Annotated in this window: 15 protein-coding genes, 1 tRNA gene and 3 rRNA genes; 12 read left to right on the top strand and 7 right to left on the bottom strand. The window is 60.1% G+C overall.

Annotated elements, in window-relative coordinates:
- Positions 1–303: 303 nt before the first annotated feature.
- The 12 genes from KTR60_RS02560 (at position 304) to KTR60_RS02615 (ending at position 14,811) form a co-directional block, all read left to right on the top strand.
- Positions 304–507, top strand: a complete 204-nt coding sequence (locus tag KTR60_RS02560) for a cold-shock protein (RefSeq protein ID WP_003946117.1) — start codon at positions 304–306, stop codon at positions 505–507.
- A 185-nt stretch (positions 508–692) separates the two neighbouring features.
- Entirely contained in the window at positions 693–1,277 is a 585-nt protein-coding gene (locus KTR60_RS02565) for a hypothetical protein (RefSeq protein ID WP_003946106.1), read from the top strand.
- A 169-nt stretch (positions 1,278–1,446) separates the two neighbouring features.
- Positions 1,447–4,383, top strand: coding sequence for a type I DNA topoisomerase (topA, locus tag KTR60_RS02570; protein WP_003946104.1), 2,937 nt, complete (start codon positions 1,447–1,449; stop codon positions 4,381–4,383).
- A gap of 33 nt (positions 4,384–4,416) precedes the next feature.
- A complete protein-coding gene (locus KTR60_RS02575; protein ID WP_019746652.1) occupies positions 4,417–5,646 on the top strand; it encodes a DNA polymerase III subunit delta' in 1,230 nt (409 codons plus the stop codon).
- Between the two features lie 30 nt (positions 5,647–5,676).
- Positions 5,677–5,749 (top strand) — tRNA-Thr (locus KTR60_RS02580).
- A gap of 121 nt (positions 5,750–5,870) precedes the next feature.
- Positions 5,871–6,440, top strand: coding sequence for an RDD family protein (locus KTR60_RS02585; protein ID WP_047270004.1), 570 nt, complete (start codon positions 5,871–5,873; stop codon positions 6,438–6,440).
- Positions 6,441–6,470: 30 nt separating this feature from the next.
- Entirely contained in the window at positions 6,471–6,893 is a 423-nt protein-coding gene (locus KTR60_RS02590; protein ID WP_007732476.1) for a DUF2752 domain-containing protein, read from the top strand.
- 152 nt (positions 6,894–7,045) lie between these two features.
- Positions 7,046–7,243 carry a hypothetical protein gene (locus KTR60_RS02595; RefSeq protein WP_003946112.1) on the top strand — a complete coding sequence of 66 codons (198 nt, stop codon included), beginning with the start codon at positions 7,046–7,048 and terminating at the stop codon, positions 7,241–7,243.
- A gap of 512 nt (positions 7,244–7,755) precedes the next feature.
- Positions 7,756–9,273, top strand: a 16S ribosomal RNA gene (locus KTR60_RS02600).
- Between the two features lie 327 nt (positions 9,274–9,600).
- A 23S ribosomal RNA gene (locus KTR60_RS02605) occupies positions 9,601–12,737 on the top strand.
- Positions 12,738–12,890: 153 nt separating this feature from the next.
- Positions 12,891–13,007 (top strand): 5S ribosomal RNA (gene rrf, locus KTR60_RS02610).
- Together the 16S, 23S and 5S rRNA genes form the textbook arrangement of a ribosomal RNA operon.
- A gap of 379 nt (positions 13,008–13,386) precedes the next feature.
- Entirely contained in the window at positions 13,387–14,811 is a 1,425-nt protein-coding gene (locus KTR60_RS02615) for an aldehyde dehydrogenase family protein (protein ID WP_007732506.1), read from the top strand.
- 63 nt (positions 14,812–14,874) lie between these two features.
- On the opposite strand, the gene KTR60_RS02620 is transcribed toward KTR60_RS02615, so the two are convergent.
- The 7 genes from KTR60_RS02620 to KTR60_RS02650 are packed head-to-tail and all read right to left on the bottom strand — an operon-like array spanning position 14,875 to position 21,863.
- Positions 14,875–15,636 (bottom strand): HpcH/HpaI aldolase family protein, encoded by a 762-nt coding sequence (locus tag KTR60_RS02620; protein ID WP_007732505.1) that lies wholly within the window; start codon positions 15,634–15,636, stop codon positions 14,875–14,877.
- A 34-nt stretch (positions 15,637–15,670) separates the two neighbouring features.
- Positions 15,671–16,630, bottom strand: coding sequence for an aldo/keto reductase (locus KTR60_RS02625; RefSeq protein WP_042926594.1), 960 nt, complete (start codon positions 16,628–16,630; stop codon positions 15,671–15,673).
- Complete coding sequence (locus KTR60_RS02630) at positions 16,630–17,496, bottom strand: ATP-binding cassette domain-containing protein (RefSeq protein ID WP_228401752.1); 867 nt, start codon at positions 17,494–17,496, stop codon at positions 16,630–16,632. The genes KTR60_RS02625 and KTR60_RS02630 overlap by 1 nt, the downstream gene beginning before the upstream one ends.
- Positions 17,493–18,326 (bottom strand): ABC transporter ATP-binding protein, encoded by an 834-nt coding sequence (locus KTR60_RS02635; protein ID WP_007732500.1) that lies wholly within the window; start codon positions 18,324–18,326, stop codon positions 17,493–17,495. The genes KTR60_RS02630 and KTR60_RS02635 overlap by 4 nt, the downstream gene beginning before the upstream one ends.
- A 3-nt stretch (positions 18,327–18,329) precedes the next feature.
- Positions 18,330–19,277, bottom strand: a complete 948-nt coding sequence (locus KTR60_RS02640) for an ABC transporter permease (protein WP_003941426.1) — start codon at positions 19,275–19,277, stop codon at positions 18,330–18,332.
- Entirely contained in the window at positions 19,277–20,281 is a 1,005-nt protein-coding gene (locus KTR60_RS02645) for an ABC transporter permease (protein ID WP_007732496.1), read from the bottom strand. The genes KTR60_RS02640 and KTR60_RS02645 overlap by 1 nt, the downstream gene beginning before the upstream one ends.
- A 4-nt stretch (positions 20,282–20,285) precedes the next feature.
- Positions 20,286–21,863, bottom strand: coding sequence for an ABC transporter substrate-binding protein (locus KTR60_RS02650; protein WP_007732494.1), 1,578 nt, complete (start codon positions 21,861–21,863; stop codon positions 20,286–20,288).
- Positions 21,864–21,879 lie beyond the last annotated feature (16 nt).

The raw sequence follows: 21,879 nt of genomic DNA on the forward strand, positions 1-21,879 counted from the left end.
GGAACCGGGTGCTCGGCGCGCAAGCGGGAAACCACGATCGTGGGCTGTTTTTCTCGTAGCGAACTTTTAACGTTTTTAGTTCCCTTTTCGACTGTTGTGCACGCGGAGAACATGGTTGACTGACAATCGGTCGCAGCTTCTGTGTTCGTAGGCTTGAGAAAGTGCACGCTCGCAGGATCGTTGTTGCGGGCGCGGTGCTCTGCCTTTCCTGAGGGGGAAATAAAGACGTACAGCGGTCGGAACCGGCCCGGTGGACTGTAAGGGCTGTTCACCGAATCCGGTGTTAGAAAGAGAAGGAAAAGCATGGCACAGGGCACTGTGAAGTGGTTCAACGCTGAAAAGGGCTTCGGCTTCATCGCTCCCGAAGACGGTTCCGCAGACGTCTTCGTTCACTACTCCGAAATTCAGGGCAACGGCTTCCGTACCCTCGAGGAGAACCAGCGTGTGGAGTTCGAGGTCGGCCAGGGCACCAAGGGTCCCCAGGCTACCGGCGTTCGCGCGGTCTGATTTTTCCGCTCACTTGCTGAGCGAATAGTTCGGACAGTATTTGTCCCCCATCGCATCCGTGCGGTGGGGGACAAATCTTTTCGGGCTGAGTTAGTACTTTCCCTGTCCGAGGTGAATGCACGCAGCTGTTCGGCCACGGCCGGTCGTCTATGCCGTCGATACCTTCGTGGCTTACGTTTCACTCTGTGAGCCAACTGTCCTTTTTCTCTGCCGAGTCGATTCCACCTGCCGTGACGGACCTTGCCGGAATGCTGGCCGGACCGGGGCAGGTCGTGACCTCGGAGGATCGCGCGCGGATCTCGATCGTCGTGGATCGGGACTGGAGAGCACAGGCCGTTGCCGAGTTGATCGCGCAGTGCGGACTCGGGGCCGAGGTGACGCGTAGCGAAGAAGGCAGCCCACTCGTCCGAACTCAGTCGACGCCCGCACTCCTTCCGCTGTCCGTGCAATGGACCAAAGGAGCAGTGAAGGCCGTGCCGGTCGGGTGGGTTCCTAATTCTCGCCAACTCCGAGTGTGGGCCGTCGCCGCCGGCCGACTCGAAGAAGGCGGTGAACGATTCGTGTTCGGCCTCGACCCCCATGCGAAGGAGACACACGCACCGCTGGCTCAGGCCTTGATGAGGGTTGGTATCGCGCCGACTCAACTGGGTAACCGGACACCGGGTCCGGGGCTCCGTGTGTCGGGAAAGAAGAGACTGACAAAGCTCGTCGAATACCTCGGTGAGGCGCCGAAACACGTCGACACCTCGGTCGCCTGGCCACACGTCTGACAGTGCTCATGCCGCGTGTCCGACGGAGCCCATACTGTACTGATCTGCACGAATGTCTTGCGGGTATGTCACTCTGTAAAGAGAGACACGGGGTATAACTTGCTCCACACGTCTAGTTCTGAAGATCTGCCGACGGCAGTGAACGTCCAAAGGAAGGCTCGGGCAGCAGGTGGCTAAAGCGGACAACGGCAGCGGTCAGGGAGCGTCCGGTAACCCTCGTCGCCTCGTGATCGTCGAGTCACCGACCAAGGCGCGCAAAATCGCTCCCTACCTCGGTAAGGACTACGTCGTAGAGGCATCGGTCGGTCACATTCGCGACCTCCCGCGCGGCGCAGCGGACGTTCCGGCCAAGTACAAGGGCGAGTCGTGGGCCCGTCTCGGCGTCAACGTCGATCACGACTTCGAGCCGCTCTATGTCGTGAGCCCGGAAAAGAAGGGCAAGGTCGCCGAACTCAAGTCTCTGTTGAAGGACGCCGACGAGCTCTTCCTCGCAACTGACCCCGACCGCGAGGGCGAGGCAATCGCCTGGCATCTCCTCGAGACTCTCAAGCCCAAGATTCCGGTTCGTCGAATGGTCTTCCACGAGATCACCGAGCCGGCAATCCGTGCTGCCGCCGAAGACACCCGCGAACTCGACACCGACCTCGTCGATGCTCAGGAAACCCGCCGCATCCTCGACCGTCTCTACGGTTACGAGGTCAGCCCGGTTCTCTGGAAGAAGGTCATGCCGAAGCTCTCGGCCGGCCGCGTCCAATCGGTGGCCACTCGCGTCATCGTCCAGCGTGAACGCGAGCGCATGGCGTTCAAGTCGGCGTCGTACTGGGACATTTCCGCGACGCTCGACGCCGGTGCAGAGGCCAGCCCGCGTAGTTTCGGTGCTCGCCTGGTCTCCGTCGACGGTTCGCGTGTCGCCTCCGGCCGTGATTTCGGAGCTGACGGAAAGCTCAAGGGCAGCGCGGTCACTGTGCTCGACGAGGCGTACGCGCGTCGTCTCGCGGAAGCATTGCAGGGCGTCGACCTCACGGTTTCCTCCGCCGAGGACAAGCCGTACACCCGCAAGCCTTACCCGCCGTTCATGACGTCGACGCTCCAGCAGGAAGCCGGACGCAAACTTCGTTTCACGTCCGAGCGTGCAATGCGCATCGCACAGCGTCTGTACGAAAACGGCTACATCACCTACATGCGTACCGACTCGACGACTCTCTCGGAGTCGGCGATCGCAGCCGCTCGTGCGCAGGCCACCGAGTTGTACGGTCCGGAGTACGTCCATCCGACGCCGCGTCAGTACACCCGCAAGGTCAAGAACGCGCAGGAAGCGCACGAGGCGATCCGCCCCGCCGGCGACGTGTTCCAGACCCCGGGTCAGCTGCACTCCAAGCTCGATTCAGACGAGTTCAAGCTGTACGAACTGATCTGGCAGCGGACCGTCGCTTCGCAGATGGCCGACGCCCGCGGTACGACGTTGACGCTCCGCATCTCCGGCACGGCAGGCACCGGCGAGGACTGCACGTTCTCCGCTTCGGGTCGCACCATCGTGTTCGCCGGCTTCCTCAAGGCTTACGTCGAGAGCGTCGACGAAGAGGCCGGCGGTCAGTCCGACGACGCCGAATCCAGGCTTCCGGTGCTGGTCAAGGGTCAGGAAGTCACGGCCACCAAGCTCGATCCGGACGGGCACAGCACCAACCCGCCCGCTCGCTACACAGAAGCCAGCCTGATCAAGACGCTCGAAGAACTCGGCATCGGCCGTCCTTCGACCTACTCGTCGATCATCAAGACCATCCTCGATCGCGGATACGTCTACAAACGTGGCAGCGCGCTGGTTCCGTCCTGGGTGGCGTTTGCCGTCATCGGGCTGCTCGAGGTGCACTTCGGCCGGCTGGTCGACTTCGATTTCACGGCAGGAATGGAAGACGATCTCGACGCGATCGCCGGTGGCCGTGAGCAGCGTGGCAACTGGCTGAGCAGCTTCTACTTCGGCGGCGAGACAGGCGCTGAAGGTTCGGTCGCCCGCGAGGGCGGGCTGAAGAAGATGGTCGGTGTCAATCTCGAGGAGATCGACGCTCGCGAGGTCAACTCCATCCGACTGTTCGACGACGCCGAGGGTCGCGAGGTTCACGTGCGCGTCGGCCGGTTCGGGCCGTATCTCGAGCGCATGGTTCAGAATCCGGACGATCCCGAAGGCGATCTGATCTCGCAGCGGGCAAATCTTCCCGATGACCTGCCACCGGACGAGCTCACTCCCGAGTACGCCGAGAAGTTGTTCTCGACGCCTCAAGAGGGCCGCAAGCTGGGCGTCGACCCGCTGACGGGCCACGAGATCGTCGCGAAGGAAGGCCGCTTCGGTCCCTACGTGACCGAGATCCTGCCCGAACCGCCGGCCGAGCCGGAACCGGACATCGTTCCCGTCACCGCTCCCGAGCCGGAAGAAATCAGCTCGGGCAGCACCAAGACTGCGGTGAAGAAGGCCGCGGCCAAGAAGGCGCCTGCGAAGAAGGCTGCCAAGAAGGTCGCAGGCCCCAAGCCGCGGACCGGATCGCTGCTCAAGTCCATGGACTTGGCGACGATCACCTTGGAAGATGCGCTGCGTCTGCTGTCGCTTCCGCGCGTCGTGGGTGTCGACCCCGAATCGAAGGAAGAGATCACCGCGCAGAACGGCCGTTACGGTCCGTACCTGAAGAAGGGCACGGACTCACGCTCGCTCGCCAACGAAGAGCAGATGTTCACCGTCACGCTCGACGAGGCCCTCAAGATCTACGCCGAGCCGAAGCGTCGTGGGCGTCAGGCGTCGGCAACGCCTCCGCTGCGTGAGTTGGGCGTCGATCCGGTCAGCGAGAAGCCGATGGTGATCAAGGACGGCCGTTTCGGTCCGTACGTCACCGACGGCGAGACCAACGCCAGCCTTCGCAAGGACGACGACGTCGAATCCATTTCCGATGCTCGGGCGTCGGAGTTGCTGGCTGATCGTCGTGCGCGCGGCCCGGTCAAGAAGAAGGCAGCAGCCAAGAAGGCTCCGGCCAAGAAGGCCGCTGCCAAGAAAACAGCCGCAAAGAAGGCCCCGGCAAAGAAGGCCGCCGCCAAGAAGGCTCCGGCGAAGAAAGACTCGTAAGGCTTCGTCGGTGCCGACGGTTAGGGTTTTTGCATGAGTACTGAAGTGGCCGAACGAGGTGTGTTCGGTCGGCTGGTGGGTCAGCACGACGTCGAGCAGAGCCTGCGTGATGCTGCACTGTCGGCTCGTGGCGATTCCAGCGGCTCGGAGATGACCCACGCGTGGCTCTTCACCGGGCCACCCGGCTCTGGTCGTTCGGTGGCTGCTCTCTGCTTCGCCGCTGCCCTGCAATGCACCTCCGACGGTGCACCAGGGTGCGGTGAGTGTCATGCGTGTACGACGACGATGGGTGGAACCCATGGTGACGTACGACGGATCATCCCCGACGGCCTGAGCATCAGCGTCAAAGGCATGCGCGAGATAGTCAACATCGCTTCGCGTCGACCGACGACGGGGCGGTGGCAGGTGATCGTGGTCGAGGATGCCGATCGTTTGACCGAAGGCGCAGCCAACGCCCTCCTGAAGGTTGTCGAGGAGCCGCCGGACCGCACGGTCATCCTGCTCTGCGCGCCGACGACCGATCCGGAAGACATGTCTGTCACCCTCCGATCGCGGTGTAGGCACATGCCGTTGGTGACGCCGTCCGTCGAATCGATCGCTCAGGTGCTGATCGACCGCGACGGGCTGGATCCGGAACGGGCGAGAATCGCCGCATCGATCAGCGGCGGACATGTCGGCCGGGCTCGGCGTCTCGCCACCGACGAGAGCGCGCGCGACGAGCGTCAGCGTTCGCTTCGACTTGCCGCAGACGCGATCGGGGCTTCGACGGCGTACAAGGCCGCAGAGAACTTGGTGAAGTCGATCGAGGCTGACACCAAGGCGTTCTACGCCGAACTCAAGGAACAGGAGCTCGAGGAGCTCAAGGTTTCCTTGGGTGGTGGTGGAACCGGCAAGGGAACAGCCGGGACTCTGCGCGGATCGGCTGGTCTGATCAAGGACCTCGAAGCGCGTCAGAAATCGCGCGACACCCGGGCCCGCCGCGATCTTCTCGACCGGACGCTGATCGACCTGGCCGGCATGTACCGGGACGCGCTTTCCTATTCGCTGGGGTCGACGTCGACGGCGACCCATCCCGACATGGCTCGGCAGGCCGCCGAGTTGGCTGCGCGAACGTCCCCGGAGGGGTTGCTCAAGTGCATCGAAGCGGTGCTCGAATGCCGCGAGGCCGTCGACTTCAACGTCAAGTTGCAGTGGGCGCTCGATGCGATGGTTGCCTCCATCGGAGCCGCTTTCCGACCCCCGTTTTCGCGATCCGGGGGTTGACCAGATAGACTCGCCACCGCCGAAAGGCACGCTGCCTTAGCTCAGTCGGTAGAGCATTTCACTCGTAATGAAAAGGTCGAGAGTTCGATTCTCTCAGGCAGCTCAGCCAAGAGCCCCACACCCGGAAATCCGGATGTGGGGCTCTTGTCGTTAGTTCCCAATTCTTGCGTATGTGCGGTTTATCCTGAGTTCGGCGAACACGTGCCTGAACAGGGGAGACCTCGATGTCGGATCAGAACTGGGGACCAGGCCAACCATCGCAGAATCAGCCGCCGTACGGGCAGATGCCGCCGATGCCGCCGCAGGGTTATCAGCCGCCGACGCCCGCCTATCCGTACGCAAGCTGGATCTCGCGGGTGTTCGCGTCAATCCTCGACGGCTTTGTCGTTCCGCTCCCGGGCGTCATCCTCGCGATCATCGGGGCGGTGATCGCGTTCTCCGGATCCGAAGTGACCACATACGACGACGGCAGCGTGAGCGCTGAAGGCGGCAATCCGGTCGGCGTGATCGTCATGGTCGTCGGCATACTGGCGATCTTCTTGATCGAGGTATGGAACCTCGTCTTCAGACAAGGGAACACCGGACAGACGCTCGGCAAGAAGTGGCTGGGAATTTCGGTGATTCGGGAGTCCGACGGTGTACCGCTCGGCCCGGTGATGGCGCTGCTTCGTTGGATCATGATGGCGATCCTGGGTGGGGCATGCTTCCTCAACTATCTCTGGCCGCTCTGGGACTCGAAGCACCAGTGCTGGCACGACATGGTGGTCCGGTCGGTAGTCGTTCGCGCCCGCTAGTCGCGGCCGGGGTCTCTTACAGTGGGTGCCATGGAGTTGGAAGCGGTCACAAGTCGACGACGCTCGCTGGCCGCACCCGTCGGTGTTGCTGCAGTGGCCGTGACGGCCGCCGCGGTACTCCACTTCCGTGATCCCCACAGCGCGGGTAGTTACGGCGTTTGTCCGATGTACGCGTTGACGGGATTGTGGTGCCCGGCGTGTGGTGGCCTTCGTGCGGTCAATGACCTGACTAATCTGGATATTGGCGCCGCAGTGTCCAGCAATGCCTTGATCGTGCCGTTTATCGCGGTGTTGGTGATCGCGTGGATCGGTTGGACAGTGCGCCGTTGGAAAGGCACGCGGGATCGCATGATCGTGCTTCGGCCGACTGTGACGATCGTGGTGCTCGGAGTTCTCGTTGCATTTACGGTTGTTCGAAACACCCCGTGGGGGAGCTGGCTCGCGCCGGCGTGACGGTAAGAGGTCGACATGGCACTGCAGGTTTTTTCGCTCATCGTTCTGCTCGGCGCGCTGATCATCTTGATTCCGACGGCACGACGTGTCTTCGGCAAGAAGGACGACGAGTAGGCCTCGACAACTGGGCCCGCGCGGCACATGCTGGCGGTATGGCTGATTCGTTGAAAGCCCGCGTCAAGGAAAAGTTGCTGAGGCAACTCGCCGAGGACGGTCGGCACCCGATTCAGGAAGCTGAGGGTGACGATCCGCGGTTGGTGTCGATCAACGACGATCTCGAAGCGTTGGAGCAGGCAGAGGAAGGCGATCCGATCGTCGAAGAACTGGCCGAGAGGTACTGGGTTCCGTGAAGTTAACCGACCGCAGTGCTCTGACCTGGCGATTTGGTGTTGTGTTGATCTTCGCGTAACTTTGTCCAGGTCAGAGCGACACGGACACCGACTCCCACCTGCGAGGGTGAGTGACACGAGGTTGTACGAAGTGCCTGGCGAACACAATCCAGTTTTTCTTCACGGGGTTCCGGTTTGCGCCGGTGGCCAGGTTGGGATAGGCTGGAAAAGTTGCCCCGGAGCGTCGGCCATAGGGTCGTGGTGATGGTGTGTGCGTGTTCTTTGAGAACTCAACAGTGTGTCGATGAATGTCAGTGCCAAAATTTTTTTGGTGCTTCACATCCGCGAATGATCAACCGCCTCTTGGGGTTTGGTTGATTTGTGTGTGGTGTGAGTATTTTTCGTCGGTGATTGTTCATTCTTCCGTCTGAATGGTTGCCGACACATTTTTTGCTAGTTGAGTTTTTTTGCTAGTGATTTGACTCTTTTTGTCTATGACTGATTAGTGGGCTTGCCCGCGAAATCTAGAGTCTTCAACGGAGAGTTTGATCCTGGCTCAGGACGAACGCTGGCGGCGTGCTTAACACATGCAAGTCGAGCGGTAAGGCCTTTCGGGGTACACGAGCGGCGAACGGGTGAGTAACACGTGGGTGATCTGCCCTGCACTTCGGGATAAGCCTGGGAAACTGGGTCTAATACCGGATATGACCTCAGGTTGCATGACTTGGGGTGGAAAGATTTATCGGTGCAGGATGGGCCCGCGGCCTATCAGCTTGTTGGTGGGGTAATGGCCTACCAAGGCGACGACGGGTAGCCGACCTGAGAGGGTGACCGGCCACACTGGGACTGAGACACGGCCCAGACTCCTACGGGAGGCAGCAGTGGGGAATATTGCACAATGGGCGAAAGCCTGATGCAGCGACGCCGCGTGAGGGATGACGGCCTTCGGGTTGTAAACCTCTTTCAGCAGGGACGAAGCGCAAGTGACGGTACCTGCAGAAGAAGCACCGGCTAACTACGTGCCAGCAGCCGCGGTAATACGTAGGGTGCAAGCGTTGTCCGGAATTACTGGGCGTAAAGAGTTCGTAGGCGGTTTGTCGCGTCGTTTGTGAAAACCAGCAGCTCAACTGCTGGCTTGCAGGCGATACGGGCAGACTTGAGTACTGCAGGGGAGACTGGAATTCCTGGTGTAGCGGTGAAATGCGCAGATATCAGGAGGAACACCGGTGGCGAAGGCGGGTCTCTGGGCAGTAACTGACGCTGAGGAACGAAAGCGTGGGTAGCGAACAGGATTAGATACCCTGGTAGTCCACGCCGTAAACGGTGGGCGCTAGGTGTGGGTTCCTTCCACGGAATCCGTGCCGTAGCTAACGCATTAAGCGCCCCGCCTGGGGAGTACGGCCGCAAGGCTAAAACTCAAAGGAATTGACGGGGGCCCGCACAAGCGGCGGAGCATGTGGATTAATTCGATGCAACGCGAAGAACCTTACCTGGGTTTGACATATACCGGAAAGCTGCAGAGATGTGGCCCCCCTTGTGGTCGGTATACAGGTGGTGCATGGCTGTCGTCAGCTCGTGTCGTGAGATGTTGGGTTAAGTCCCGCAACGAGCGCAACCCCTATCTTATGTTGCCAGCACGTTATGGTGGGGACTCGTAAGAGACTGCCGGGGTCAACTCGGAGGAAGGTGGGGACGACGTCAAGTCATCATGCCCCTTATGTCCAGGGCTTCACACATGCTACAATGGCCAGTACAGAGGGCTGCGAGACCGTGAGGTGGAGCGAATCCCTTAAAGCTGGTCTCAGTTCGGATCGGGGTCTGCAACTCGACCCCGTGAAGTCGGAGTCGCTAGTAATCGCAGATCAGCAACGCTGCGGTGAATACGTTCCCGGGCCTTGTACACACCGCCCGTCACGTCATGAAAGTCGGTAACACCCGAAGCCGGTGGCTTAACCCCTTGTGGGAGGGAGCCGTCGAAGGTGGGATCGGCGATTGGGACGAAGTCGTAACAAGGTAGCCGTACCGGAAGGTGCGGCTGGATCACCTCCTTTCTAAGGAGCTTCTCCAATGTCAGGGTTCACACAGGTGAATTACTGGTTGGCAGAGACCGTTTCGGACACGATGTTGTCCGGCGGTTGCTCATGGGTGGATCGCTGACAAACTTGATCGTCGTACGGTTTCTCCTCTGTGGGAAACCGACGAACAATATATCGACATACTGTTGGGTCCTGAGAGAACACGCGAGTGTTTCCTCGAAGGAAGTAACGACAAATGACTGCAGTTGTCATACCGGTCCACTTTGGTGGGTGTTGGTGTCAACGTGTGTGTGGTTGTTTGTGTGTTGTTTGAGAACTGCACAGTGGACGCGAGCATCTTTGTTGTAAGTAATGAAGAGCGTACGGTGGATGCCTTGGCACCAGGAGCCGATGAAGGACGTAGGAGGCTGCGATAAGCCTCGGGGAGCTGTCAACCGAGCTGTGATCCGAGGATGTCCGAATGGGGAAACCCAGCACGAGTGATGTCGTGTTACCCGCGCCTGAATATATAGGGCGTGTGGAGGGAACGTGGGGAAGTGAAACATCTCAGTACCCACAGGAAGAGAAAACAACCGTGATTCCGTGAGTAGTGGCGAGCGAAAGCGGAAGAGGCTAAACCATGGGTGTGTGATAGCCGGCAGGTGTTGCATTCGTGGGGTTGTGGGGTTCATTTTGTCAATACTGCCGTGTTGGCCAACAGTAAGAAATCACAGGGTTAGTGGAAGTGGTCTGGAACGGCCTGTCGTAGAGGGTGAGAATCCCGTACACGAAAACTTTGTGACTGTTGTAATGGAAACCCAAGTAGCACCGGGCCCGTGAAATCTGGTGTGAATCTGTCGGGACCACCCGATAAGCCTGAATACTCCCTGGTGACCGATAGCGGACTAGTACCGTGAGGGAAAGGTGAAAAGTACCCCGGGAGGGGAGTGAAATAGTACCTGAAACCGTGCGCTTACAATCCGTCAGAGCCTTCGAGCAGTTTACTGCTGGGGGTGATGGCGTGCCTTTTGAAGAATGAGCCTGCGAGTTAGTGGCATGTCGCGAGGTTAACCCGTGTGGGGTAGCCGTAGCGAAAGCGAGTCCGAATAGGGCGATCGTAGTGGCATGCTCTAGACCCGAAGCGGAGTGATCTACCCATGGCCAGGTTGAAGCGACGGTAAGACGTCGTGGAGGACCGAACCCACTTAGGTTGAAAACTGAGGGGATGAGTTGTGGGTAGGGGTGAAAGGCCAATCAAACTCCGTGATAGCTGGTTCTCCCCGAAATGCATTTAGGTGCAGCGTCGCGTGTTTCTCACCGGAGGTAGAGCTACTGGATGGTCTAGGGGGCCCACAAGCTTACCGAAATCAGCCAAACTCCGAATGCCGGTGAGTGAGAGCGCGGCAGTGAGACTGCGGGCGATAAGGTTCGTAGTCGAGAGGGAAACAGCCCAGATCGCCAGCTAAGGTCCCTAAGCGTGTACTAAGTGGAAAAGGATGTGGGGTCGCGAAGACAACCAGGAGGTTGGCTTAGAAGCAGCCACCCTTGAAAGAGTGCGTAATAGCTCACTGGTCAAGTGATCCTGCGCCGACAATGTAGCGGGGCTCAAGTACACCACCGAAGCTGCGGCATTCACGCAATAGCCCCCAGTTGATCCAAGGATTTTCTGGCAGGTGTGTGGATGGGTAGGGGAGCGTCGTGTGGCCATGGAAGCGGCAGGGTGACCTAGCCGTGGAGGCCACACGAGTGAGAATGCAGGCATGAGTAGCGAAAGACGAGTGAGAAACTCGTCCGCCGAATGACCAAGGGTTCCTGGGCCAGGTTAATCCGCCCAGGGTGAGTCGGGACCTAAGACGAGGCCGACAGGCGTAGCCGATGGACAACGGGTTGATATTCCCGTACCCGTGTGAACGCGCCCATGGTGAATCAGTGATACTAACCATCCTGAAGCCACGAGAAGACCTTCGGGTCTCGAGTTGGTGGATGCATGGGACCTGATCTGGTAGTAGCCAAGCGATGGGGTGACGCAGGAAGGTAGCTGAGCCAGTCAGTGGTAATACTGGTGTAAGCGTGTAGGGCGTGACCTAGGCAAATCCGGGTCGCATACAAGCCTGAGACGTGATGCGTAGCCGATTGAGGCGAATTCAGTGATCCTATGCTGCCGAGAAAAGCCTCTAGCGAGCTTTCACACGGCCCGTACCCCAAACCGACACAGGTGGTCAGGTAGAGAATACTAAGGCGATCGAGATAACTATGGTTAAGGAACTCGGCAAAATGCCCCCGTAACTTCGGGAGAAGGGGGGGCCCTGTCTGGTGACGACATTTACTGTCTGAGCTGGGTGGGGCCGCAGAGACCAGTGAGAAGCGACTGTTTACTAAAAACACAGGTCCGTGCGAAGTCGTAAGACGATGTATACGGACTGACGCCTGCCCGGTGCTGGAAGGTTAAGAGGACCGGTTAGTTCCTTCGGGAGCGAAGCTGAGAATTTAAGCCCCAGTAAACGGCGGTGGTAACTATAACCATCCTAAGGTAGCGAAATTCCTTGTCGGGTAAGTTCCGACCTGCACGAATGGCGTAACGACTTCTCAGCTGTCTCAACCGTAGACTCGGCGAAATTGCATTACGAGTAAAGATGCTCGTTACGCGCGGCAGGACGAAAAGACCCCGGGACCTTCACTACAGCTTGGTATTGGTGTTCGGTTCGGTTTGTGTAGGATAGGTGGGAGACTGTGAAGCGGTGACGCCAGTTATCGTGGAGTCGTTGTTGAAATACCACTCTGATCGAATTGGACCTCTAACCTCGGACCATGATCTGGTTCAGGGACAGTGCCTGGTGGGTAGTTTAACTGGGGCGGTTGCCTCCCAAAATGTAACGGAGGCGCCCAAAGGTTCCCTCAGCCTGGTTGGCAATCAGGTGTCGAGTGCAAGTGCACAAGGGAGCTTGACTGTGAGACTGACAGGTCGAGCAGGGACGAAAGTCGGGACTAGTGATCCGGCACCGGCAAGTGGAAGCGGTGTCGCTCAACGGATAAAAGGTACCCCGGGGATAACAGGCTGATCTTCCCCAAGAGTCCATATCGACGGGATGGTTTGGCACCTCGATGTCGGCTCGTCGCATCCTGGGGCTGGAGTAGGTCCCAAGGGTTGGGCTGTTCGCCCATTAAAGCGGCACGCGAGCTGGGTTTAGAACGTCGTGAGACAGTTCGGTCTCTATCCGCCGCGCGCGTTAGAAACTTGAGGAAGGCTGTCCCTAGTACGAGAGGACCGGGACGGACGAACCTCTGGTGTGCCAGTTGTTCCGCCAGGAGCACCGCTGGTTAGCTACGTTCGGAAGGGATAACCGCTGAAAGCATCTAAGCGGGAAGCCTGTTCCAAGATGAGGTTTCTCACCCCCTCGAGGGGGTAAGGCCCCCGGCAGACCACCGGGTTGATAGGCCAGAACTGGAAGTGCAGTAATGCATGCAGGTGACTGGTACTAATAGGCCGAGGACTTACCACAAAGAAGCTACGCGTCCACTGTGCGGTATCTGAAACAACACACAGATACTGATGAGAAACCCTGTTTTCTCCATCCCCCAACACCAGAAACTGGTGTTGACGGGTGGTGAAACCAGGTGATCAGAAGAAGGTTACTGTGACAGTTTCATAGAGTTACGGCGGTCATAGCGAAGGGGAAACGCCCGGTCCCATTCCGAACCCGGAAGCTAAGCCCTTCAGCGCCGATGGTACTGCACTCGACAGGGTGTGGGAGAGTAGGACACCGCCGAACACACATTAGAGAAGCCCCCCAACCAGTACTGGTTGGGGGGCTTTCTCGTACCCAAAACACCCCCGACTTCGAGCGAACAGCACTTTCGTCGCCCCAGATCGACCCAACGCACCGTTCACACCATCAGGGGCGGGCACGCCGCCGACTCACCACCGCGTCCGGGATCGAGTGAACGGCACTCTCACCCTCTTGGACGAGGGGAACGGTACGTTCACACCATCACTGAAAAGTGTGCGCGCACCACAGGTCTCGTCAGTCGAAGGTCAATCTCGACACCAACCTGCCACGGAACCCGTCGAGCGTGGCTAGGCTCGGAAGAGGTGCCCCGTGTGATCGGGCCCACCTCACCTGTGCACGCGTGATGACTACGGAGGCTTCGATGACCGATATTCTCGACCGCACCAAAATCTATGTTGATGGCGCCTGGATCGAATCCACTGGCAGCGGTCGGATCGACGTTCTCAATCCGGCTACCGAAGAGCTGATAGGAACTGTCGCCGAAGGCACTGTCGAAGATGTCGATGCGGCCGCGAAGGCAGCACGAAAGGCTTTCCCCGCTTGGTCTGCACTATCCGGCGGCGAGCGAGCCGAATATCTTTCCAAAGCCGCGGCGATTATTGCCGAACGTACCGATGATCTTGCGGCGCTGGTTTCGCAGGATATGGGCATGCCGATCGGATTCGCGAAGCCCGTGCAAATCGGAATGCCGCTCGCGAATTTGAATGCATTTGCCGAATTGGCTCGCACTTATGATTTCGACGCTCACGAGGTCGGGAATTCGCTGATTGTTCGCGAACCTGCGGGTGTTGTCGGCGCGATCACTCCCTGGAACTTCCCGCTCCACCAAGTTGTCTTGAAGGTTGGCGGTGCGCTCGCGGCGGGCTGCACCGTGGTTCTCAAGCCCACCGAGGTTGCGCCACTCATCACGTACGCTCTCGCTGACATCTTCGACGAAATTGGTTTGCCTGCAGGTGTATTCAACCTGGTAAGTGGCTACGGCCCGGTAGTGGGTGAAGCCATCGCCGGCCACCCGGAAGTCGACATGGTCTCCTTCACCGGGTCGACTCGGGCAGGCAAGCGAGTGGCCATCGTCGCCGCGGACACCATCAAGAAGGTCTCGCTCGAACTGGGTGGCAAGTCGGCGAACGTCATTCTCGACGACGCCGATCTCGAAAAGGCTGTCACGGACGGCGTCGCAAAGTGCTTCATCAACTCGGGCCAGACCTGTTCGGCGCTGACGCGTATGTTGGTTCCCGCGGAGAAGGTGGATGAGGCAGCGGCAATTGCTGCTGCGGTCGCCGCTCATTTCCCGGTAGGTGATCCGACTCAGCCGACTTCGGTGCTTGGTCCTCTGGTGAACGCGAATCAGCTGGGACGCGTTCGCGGATACATCGAGAAGGGTGTGTCGGAAGGTGCCACCGCAGTTGTCGACGGTCGCGAAACCGGTCTGGCCAGTGGATATTTCGTCGGTCCGACGGTGTTCGCGAACGTGACCGAAGACATGACCATTGCGCGCGAGGAGATCTTCGGACCGGTCCTCTCGATCATGGGCTACAAAGACGAGGCCGACGCAGTGCGGATCGCCAACGGCACCGAGTACGGACTGGCCGGTGGCGTTTGGTCAGGTGACCCCGATCGCGCGGATCGCGTCGCGCGGCAACTGCGTGCCGGGCAGGTCGAGGTGAACGGCGGCGCCTTCAACACGAATGCTCCGTTCGGTGGGTACAAGCAGTCGGGCGTCGGGCGCGAGGCCGGCACGTTCGGGCTCGAAGAGTTCCTCGAGATCAAGGCGATTCAGAGATAGTTTGTTCGAGAATGGCGATGCTCCCGTACCAAGTGCGGGAGCATCGCCATTTTTGTACCCGGATCAGGACTTGGCGGCATCCAAATGCTGAGCCGAGATGTTCGCCAGATGTGTCAGGTCCGAGGCCACGGTCGCGAACGTGTAGCCCTCCCCGAGCCGTTGTGCCGCAACCTGACCGGAAGGTGTGTGGATTCCCGCAGCGACTCCGCTGACGGCGGCAGCTTCGCGCACCCTGGTGAGCGCTGATTCGAATTCCTCGGCGACGTCCGGATCGTTGGAGTGCTTACCTCCGACGGCGATTCGTAGGTCGGACGGCCCGACGTACACGCCGTCCAATCCGGGCACTGCGCAGATCTCTTCGACGTTCGCCAGACCCTGTGGGGTCTCGATCATCGCAAATACAACGGTGTCGCGGTTCGCGTCGGCGGGAACGGGGCCGATACGGAGTTGCGAGCGCATGGGTCCGTAGGAGCGGATGCCGAAAGGCGGATACTTGGCGGCTGCCACGGCGGCCGCTGCCTCTTCGGCGTTGTTGATCAGCGGAACGATGACGCCCACAGCGCCCGCGTCGAGTGCACGGCCGATGGGCGTCGGATTGTTTGCCTCGACGCGCACCATCCCGACGGTGGACGGTGACGAGTCGATGGCGGTGAGCCCGGCGACCATCCCCGAATAGCCGATCAGGCCGTGCTGCATGTCGAGGGCAATGTAGTCCCAGCCGACGTGCGCGATCCATTCGGTCGAGATCGGGCTGTCGATGACGGACCAATATCCGAGTATGCGTTCGCGTCCTCGGATGCGTGCGGCGAATTCCTGTGCTGACATAGTGAAGAACTCTTCCTGATGAAGGTCGGGTGTTTCAGCGGTTGTAGTTGGGCATGGGGCCTCGTAGGGCGGCACCGACGAGATCACACTCTTCGACGGTCGAGGCGTCGAGTGGACCTCGCCCGATGGCCGCGATATTGGATTCGAGGTGCGTTACTTTGGATCCTCCGAGGAGCAGCGATCCGGCGACGGGCTTGCTGACCAGCCAGCGCAACGCAAGCTCGGTCAGGGAGATGCCCGACTGCTCTGCGATTGCCGTCAGTTGAGCGATCGCGTCGAATATCTGTGTGTTCCAGTATCGCTCCTTGTACATCGACGCAAGACGTGAGTCGCCGAATCGGCCGTCGGCGGGACTTTCGTCGAAGGTGTGGCGCCCCGTGAGCAGGCCCCCACCGAGTGGGTTGTAGACCATGGTGGTCAGTCCGGTCACGTCCGCGAATTCTGCGTATTCTTCTTCGATGCGACGCGCGAGCAAGTTGTAGAGCTGCTGTGCGACGATCGGTCGGGGAGCTCCGACTGTGTCTGCGGTGTAGTTGATTTCACTGATTTGCCACGCTGCGAAGTTGGATACGCCGAGTGTGCGGATCTTGCCCTCGGCAACCAGTTCCGCGACGGTGGTGAGAGTTTCGGTCAGCGTGACGGTTCGGTCCGGCTGATGGAGATAGAACAGGTCGACGTAGTCCGTGTCGAGTCTGCGCAGGCTTCCTTCGACGCTTGCTCGGAGCCCCTCTGTCGAGAGTGGGCTGTTGTCGCCGGCATCGGGATGCGGCATTCCCGCTTTGGTGGCGAGAGTGACGGAATCGCGTCGGCCGTGGAGCAGCTTTGCCAGCATGCGCTCGGACTCGCCGCCCGCATAGCCGTTGGCCGTGTCGATGTGAGAGATACCGGCGCCTAGTGCTGCGTCGAGCATCGATCCGGCGCCCGATATGTCGACCGTGTCTCCGAATGTCATGGTGCCGAGCACCAGTTTCGGAAGCTCGAGTGGGGCGGTCATCAGGCAACTCCTCGTGATTCGGTCTGCTTGGCTAGCAAGTTCTTGGACAGGGCTGCCACCACGTGGCGTGGTTTGATGCCGACCATGGTGGTGGGATCGAGAGCAGCGCCTCGTAGTGCGCGGGTGTACGGCTCGCGCGGACTGGCGAGAACTGTGTCTGTGGAACCGGATTCGACGATGGTTCCTTTCGACATCACGACTACGGTCTCGCTGATTTCTCGGACGACGCCCAAGTTGTGTGAGATGAAAACGTACGTCAGACCGGTATCGGCCTGAATTTCACGTAGGAGCTCGAGTACCTGCGCTTGCACCGACACGTCGAGAGCGCTGGTCGCTTCGTCGCAGACCAGGATCTCGGGTCCGCTGGCAAGTGCACGAGCAATTCCGATGCGCTGACGTTGGCCTCCTGAGAACTCCGCCGGACGCCGGTGTAGTGCCGAGCTGGGCAAGCCAACGCGATCGACGAGTTCTGCTGCTGCCTTTGCGCGTTCAGACTTGCTCCGAACACCTTTGAGGCGCAGTGGTTCTCCGATGATGTCCTCGGCAGTCAGATGAGGGTCGAGCGATCCGTACGGATCTTGGAACACCATTTGAACGCGAGAGCGGTAGGGGCGCAGCGACTTCTCCGACATCTGCGCGATGTCATCTCCGTCGACGAGAATGCGTCCACTGGTCGGTGTGAGGAGTCGGACGATCGATCGAGCGATGGTCGACTTGCCACATCCGGATTCGCCGACGATGGCCAAGGTCTTGCCCTTTTCCACCGAGAAGCTCACAGCATCCACGGCTCGGAAAACTCCGTCGGGAACCGGATACTCGACCACGAGATCTTCGACGGCGAGAAGTGGCGTTTCGTGGCGGGTCATGCCGAGGCTCCGATCTGTGTTGAACGGGCGGGGTCGCCGTCCCAAGGCCCCAGTTGAGGTATGGCGTCGAGAAGCTTTTGTGTGTAGGCGCTTTGCGGTGAGTCGACGAGAACGTCGGCACTACCGGTCTCCACAAAACGTCCGTCCTTCATCACGTAGATGCGATCGGAGACCAACCGCGCAACTCCGAGATCGTGAGTGATGACCAGCATTCCGATCCCGGTGCGCTCCTGCAACTCGAGCAATAGATCCAGAATCCCGGCCTGAACGGTTACGTCCAGTGCGCTGGTGGGTTCGTCGGCCACGATCAGTTCGGGGCCGGCAGCAAGAGCGCCGGCGATCAGGACGCGCTGCAACATTCCACCCGACAGTTGATGCGGGTACTTGTCGAGTTGCTGATCCGGATACGGAATGCGTACCTGCTCGAGCAGTTGCACTGCCCGCTCGATTTGTTGCTTCTTCGCGGTCACACCGCTGTGGCGCACTGCTTCTCGAAGTTGGCTGCCGATGGTGTGGACGGGACTCAGAGCCGTCATCGGGTCCTGGGGGATGAGCGCGATGTGTTTTCCGCGAATATCGTTCAGGATCTTCGTGTTTCCGAGAATGTCCTGACCCTTGAACACGGCTTTCCCGGAAAGAACCGCAAGATCGTCCGGAAGCAGTCCGAGAATCCCCATGGCTGTCGTCGACTTTCCGGAGCCGGATTCACCGATGATGGTGACGGTTTCACCGGCGTCGATGCAGAAGGACACGCCGTCGACGGCTCGGATGACGCCGTTCGCCGTGACAAGTTCGATCTGGAGATCGTCGACCCGTAGTAGATTTCCCATGTCTCACGCCTTCGCTTTCTGGGCGCTGCCACGCCCGAACAGGCTTGCGCCCAGTCGTTTCGAACCTGCAGGACGATCGCGCAGACCATCGCCGAGTAGGTTCACTCCGACGACCAGCAGCACGATCATCAGACCGGTCAACGTGACGATCCACCATGACGTGGTGATGTAGTCCTGGCCGTCGGCGATGATTCGTCCCCAGGTAGCGAATGGACGTTGCGGTCCGGCGCCGAGGTAGCTCAACGAACTTTCCAGCAGTACGGCCTGCGCGAGCAGCAGCAGGACGACGAGCGATGCCTGCTTGACGATGTTGGGAATGACGTGACGAAGCAGGATGGCCATGCGGGTAAGTCCGAGGACTCGAGCTGCAGCTACGTAAGGCTTTTCGCGTTCGACGAGTACCAATGAGCGAGTCAACCGTGCGACTTCGGGCCACTGTGCGATCGCGATGACAAACGTGATGACGGGAATGGACGGGCCGAACAGCGCAACAACGAGAAGCAGCATCATCAGCAGAGGCAGAGAAAGCTGTGCTTCGAGTAGGCGGGAGATCACGGTGTCGACCCAACCACCGAAGTACCCCGCGGCGGATCCGGCGACGATGCCGATGACGCCGGAGACGATCACGGCGAGAATACCGATCGTCAGAGACACCTGGCCGCCATGCAGGATCCGTGAGAGCAGATCTCGTCCCAACTGATCGGTGCCGAACAGATGGCCGTCGGTGAGGGGCGGTAGCCGTCGACTGCTCAGGTTGGTCTGGTTCGGATCTGCAAGGGGGAGCAGCCCGGCCAATGCAACAGGAAGAATCACCAGGAGCGCGCAGATCGAGCCGGCCCAGATCTTGACTCGGCTGTCTCGCTTACGGCGCGTGGCTCCGGCGCGTGCGAAGTCTGCCTCGGTGACCGCGCTGGCGCGTGGAGTTGTTGGAGGTTCCAAGACGGTAGTCATCAGTTGGCGCCCTTTCCGAGTCGCACGCGTGGATCCAGGAGGGGGTAGAGGAGGTCCACTGCCAGTTGCACGAGCACTGCGAGAACCGCGGTGACAAGTACGGTGGCCTGGATGAGCGGGTAGTCGCGAGTCTCGAGTGCGCGGACCACCAGCGAGCCGACACCAGGCCAGGCGAACACGACCTCGACCACCACGACGCCGTTCAGCATTCCGGCAAATCTGGTGCCCAGCGCGGTGACGATCGGAATCGCCGAATTACGCATCGCATATCGCCAGGTGAGTTCGCGTTCCGATACTCCGCGAGAGCGTGCGACGGTGATGTACGGAGAAGCGAAGGCCGAGACCATTTCGCGTCGAACCATCCGGGAGATCAACGCGATCTGAAGGATGGCGATGGTGACGGTAGGCAGGATCAACGACGGCCATGTGGTGAAGCCGGCTGCCGGGAGTACTGGGATCAAGACCGCGAAGATCGTCACCAGCATCAGGCCGCTCCAGAACTCCGGCATGGACTGCCCGCCGACGGCTACGACGTTCGCACCGAGTTCACGTCTGGTGTCCGCGTGACGGGCCATCCACACGCCCAGCGGAATCGAGAGCACGGCGGTCAACAGAATGGAGCTGACGGCAAGGGTGATGGTGTACGGGAGACGGCCGAGGACAACGTCCATGGCCGGCGCCTGGAACGAGTACGACGTGCCGAGATTCAGGTGGACGAGGTCCCACAGGTAGATCAGGTATTGGGAGAACACCGACTTGTCCAAGCCCATGTCAGCACGGATCTGTGCGAGATCCTCGGTGCTGGCCAGCGGTCCGGCCAAGGCGTAGGCAGGATCGCCGGGTGCCATTCGGATCAGGACGAACACTGTTGTGAGCGTGAGGAAGATCGTCAAGGCGCTCTGTGCCAGACGTTTGAGCACGTATTTGACGGTCGGGTTGATCCGTGTGCGTCGACGCGGAGAGATTCCGAGAGCGGTTTGCGGTTTCGGAGCGGTGAGAGTCATCGCCTCAGGCCTCCAATCGGACGGCGCCGAGGTCGTAGGAGTTGATTGGGGTCAGTGAAACATTTTGTACACGAGTGCGTTTCGCAAGGAGTGCGTTGGGTACGAAGCTCCACAGGCAAGGCCAGGTGTTCCAGATGTCTTGTTGTGCGGCGTCGAGTAGAGCGGCGCGCTTGGTCGGGTCTGGTTCACTGGATGCGGCTTGGATCTTCGCGGTGATTTCGGGGAAGACGTACCCGTGATAGGTGTCGCGAGTTGCTTCCTTCTCCGCTGTGCCGGCGTACATCCCCTGCAACGTGGTCAGTGCAAGTCCGGTCTGGTTGCCGTAGCCGTTGCCCAGCACATCCCAGTCGCCGGTCTTGCCCTGGCGCCAGGACGAGATGTCACCGCCCGGTTCGAACTGCTGGAGTTTGACGCGTACTCCCACGGCCTTCATCATTTCGAGTACCGATTCCATCACCGAGACGTCGTTGGTGAACTCTCCGGTTTCCCAGATGAAGGTGAGTTCGAGGTCGTCGGCGCCTTCGGCCTCGAGCATTTGCCGCGCTTTCCGTGGATCATATTGGTAAGTGCCGGTTTTCACGGCTCCGTCCAAGGTCGACGGTGCGGGGCCGGTGGCCGGGACTGCGGAACCGATCAGCACGTCCCGAGCGAGTGACTCACCGTCGATGGCATACGTGAGAGCTTCTCGGACACGCGGATTGGACAGTGGGTGATCGGCGGGCTTGCGGAAGTTGAAGAACAGTTGGTTGATGCGTGTGCTCGGTACTGTGTCCACCTGGACACCAGGCAGATCGGCGAGTTGTTCGGCGGAATCGGGACTGATCGAGTCGATGACGTCGACCTCGCCGCTCCGAAGCGCGACGACGCGGCCGGCCTCTTCGGGAATGAAGCGGACCTGAACACGACGAACGCCGGGGGCCGGGCCCCAGTAGTTGTCATTGGCGACAAGTGTGTAATCGCCGGTGCCCCGGTTCGATTCGCTGACGACGAACGGTCCCGACCCGATTCCGCTCTGCAGTTCGTTGGGTTCGTTGGCAGCGGCCGGGGTGATCAAGATGTTGGACATGAGCGAGTCCAGAACCGGCACCGGGGAATTCGTCCGAAGGATGAAGGTGCGATCGTCGATGGGGACGACCGTCGGCCACTCGGGGAACTGCGGTGCGACAAACGATCCGCTGACCTGCTGGTACATCTGCATTGCCGTCGTGACGTCGTCGATCAGCACAGGTGTGCCGTCGGAGTAACGGATGCCCTCGCGGAGTCGAACCGTCCACTCGGTCGGGCCGGTCGATTCGAACCTGTCAGCGAGAACGAGTTGCGGTGTCAGATTGTCGCCGATCCGGGTGAGACCTTGTCTGACGCCACGTTGAGCCGTGACTGCTGCGTCGAATTGATTGAGTTTGTTGTCGAGGCTGACGAGCGAGCGGTTGAGCCCGAGCACCAGGGTGTCCTGTGTCGGTTTCCCGGTAGGGCCGGCGCACGCGGCAGTCGTGCCCAGAAGCGTTGCGCCACCGATCAGCCCGGTGAACTGCAGAAAGGATCGCCGGGAGAGCTGTGGTGTTCGCAAACGAGTATTGGTCATCGGTGACCTTTCGATC

This window comes from Rhodococcus sp. C1, assembly GCF_020809065.1.
Taxonomy (GTDB): Bacteria; Actinomycetota; Actinomycetes; order Mycobacteriales; family Mycobacteriaceae; genus Rhodococcus_F; species Rhodococcus_F qingshengii.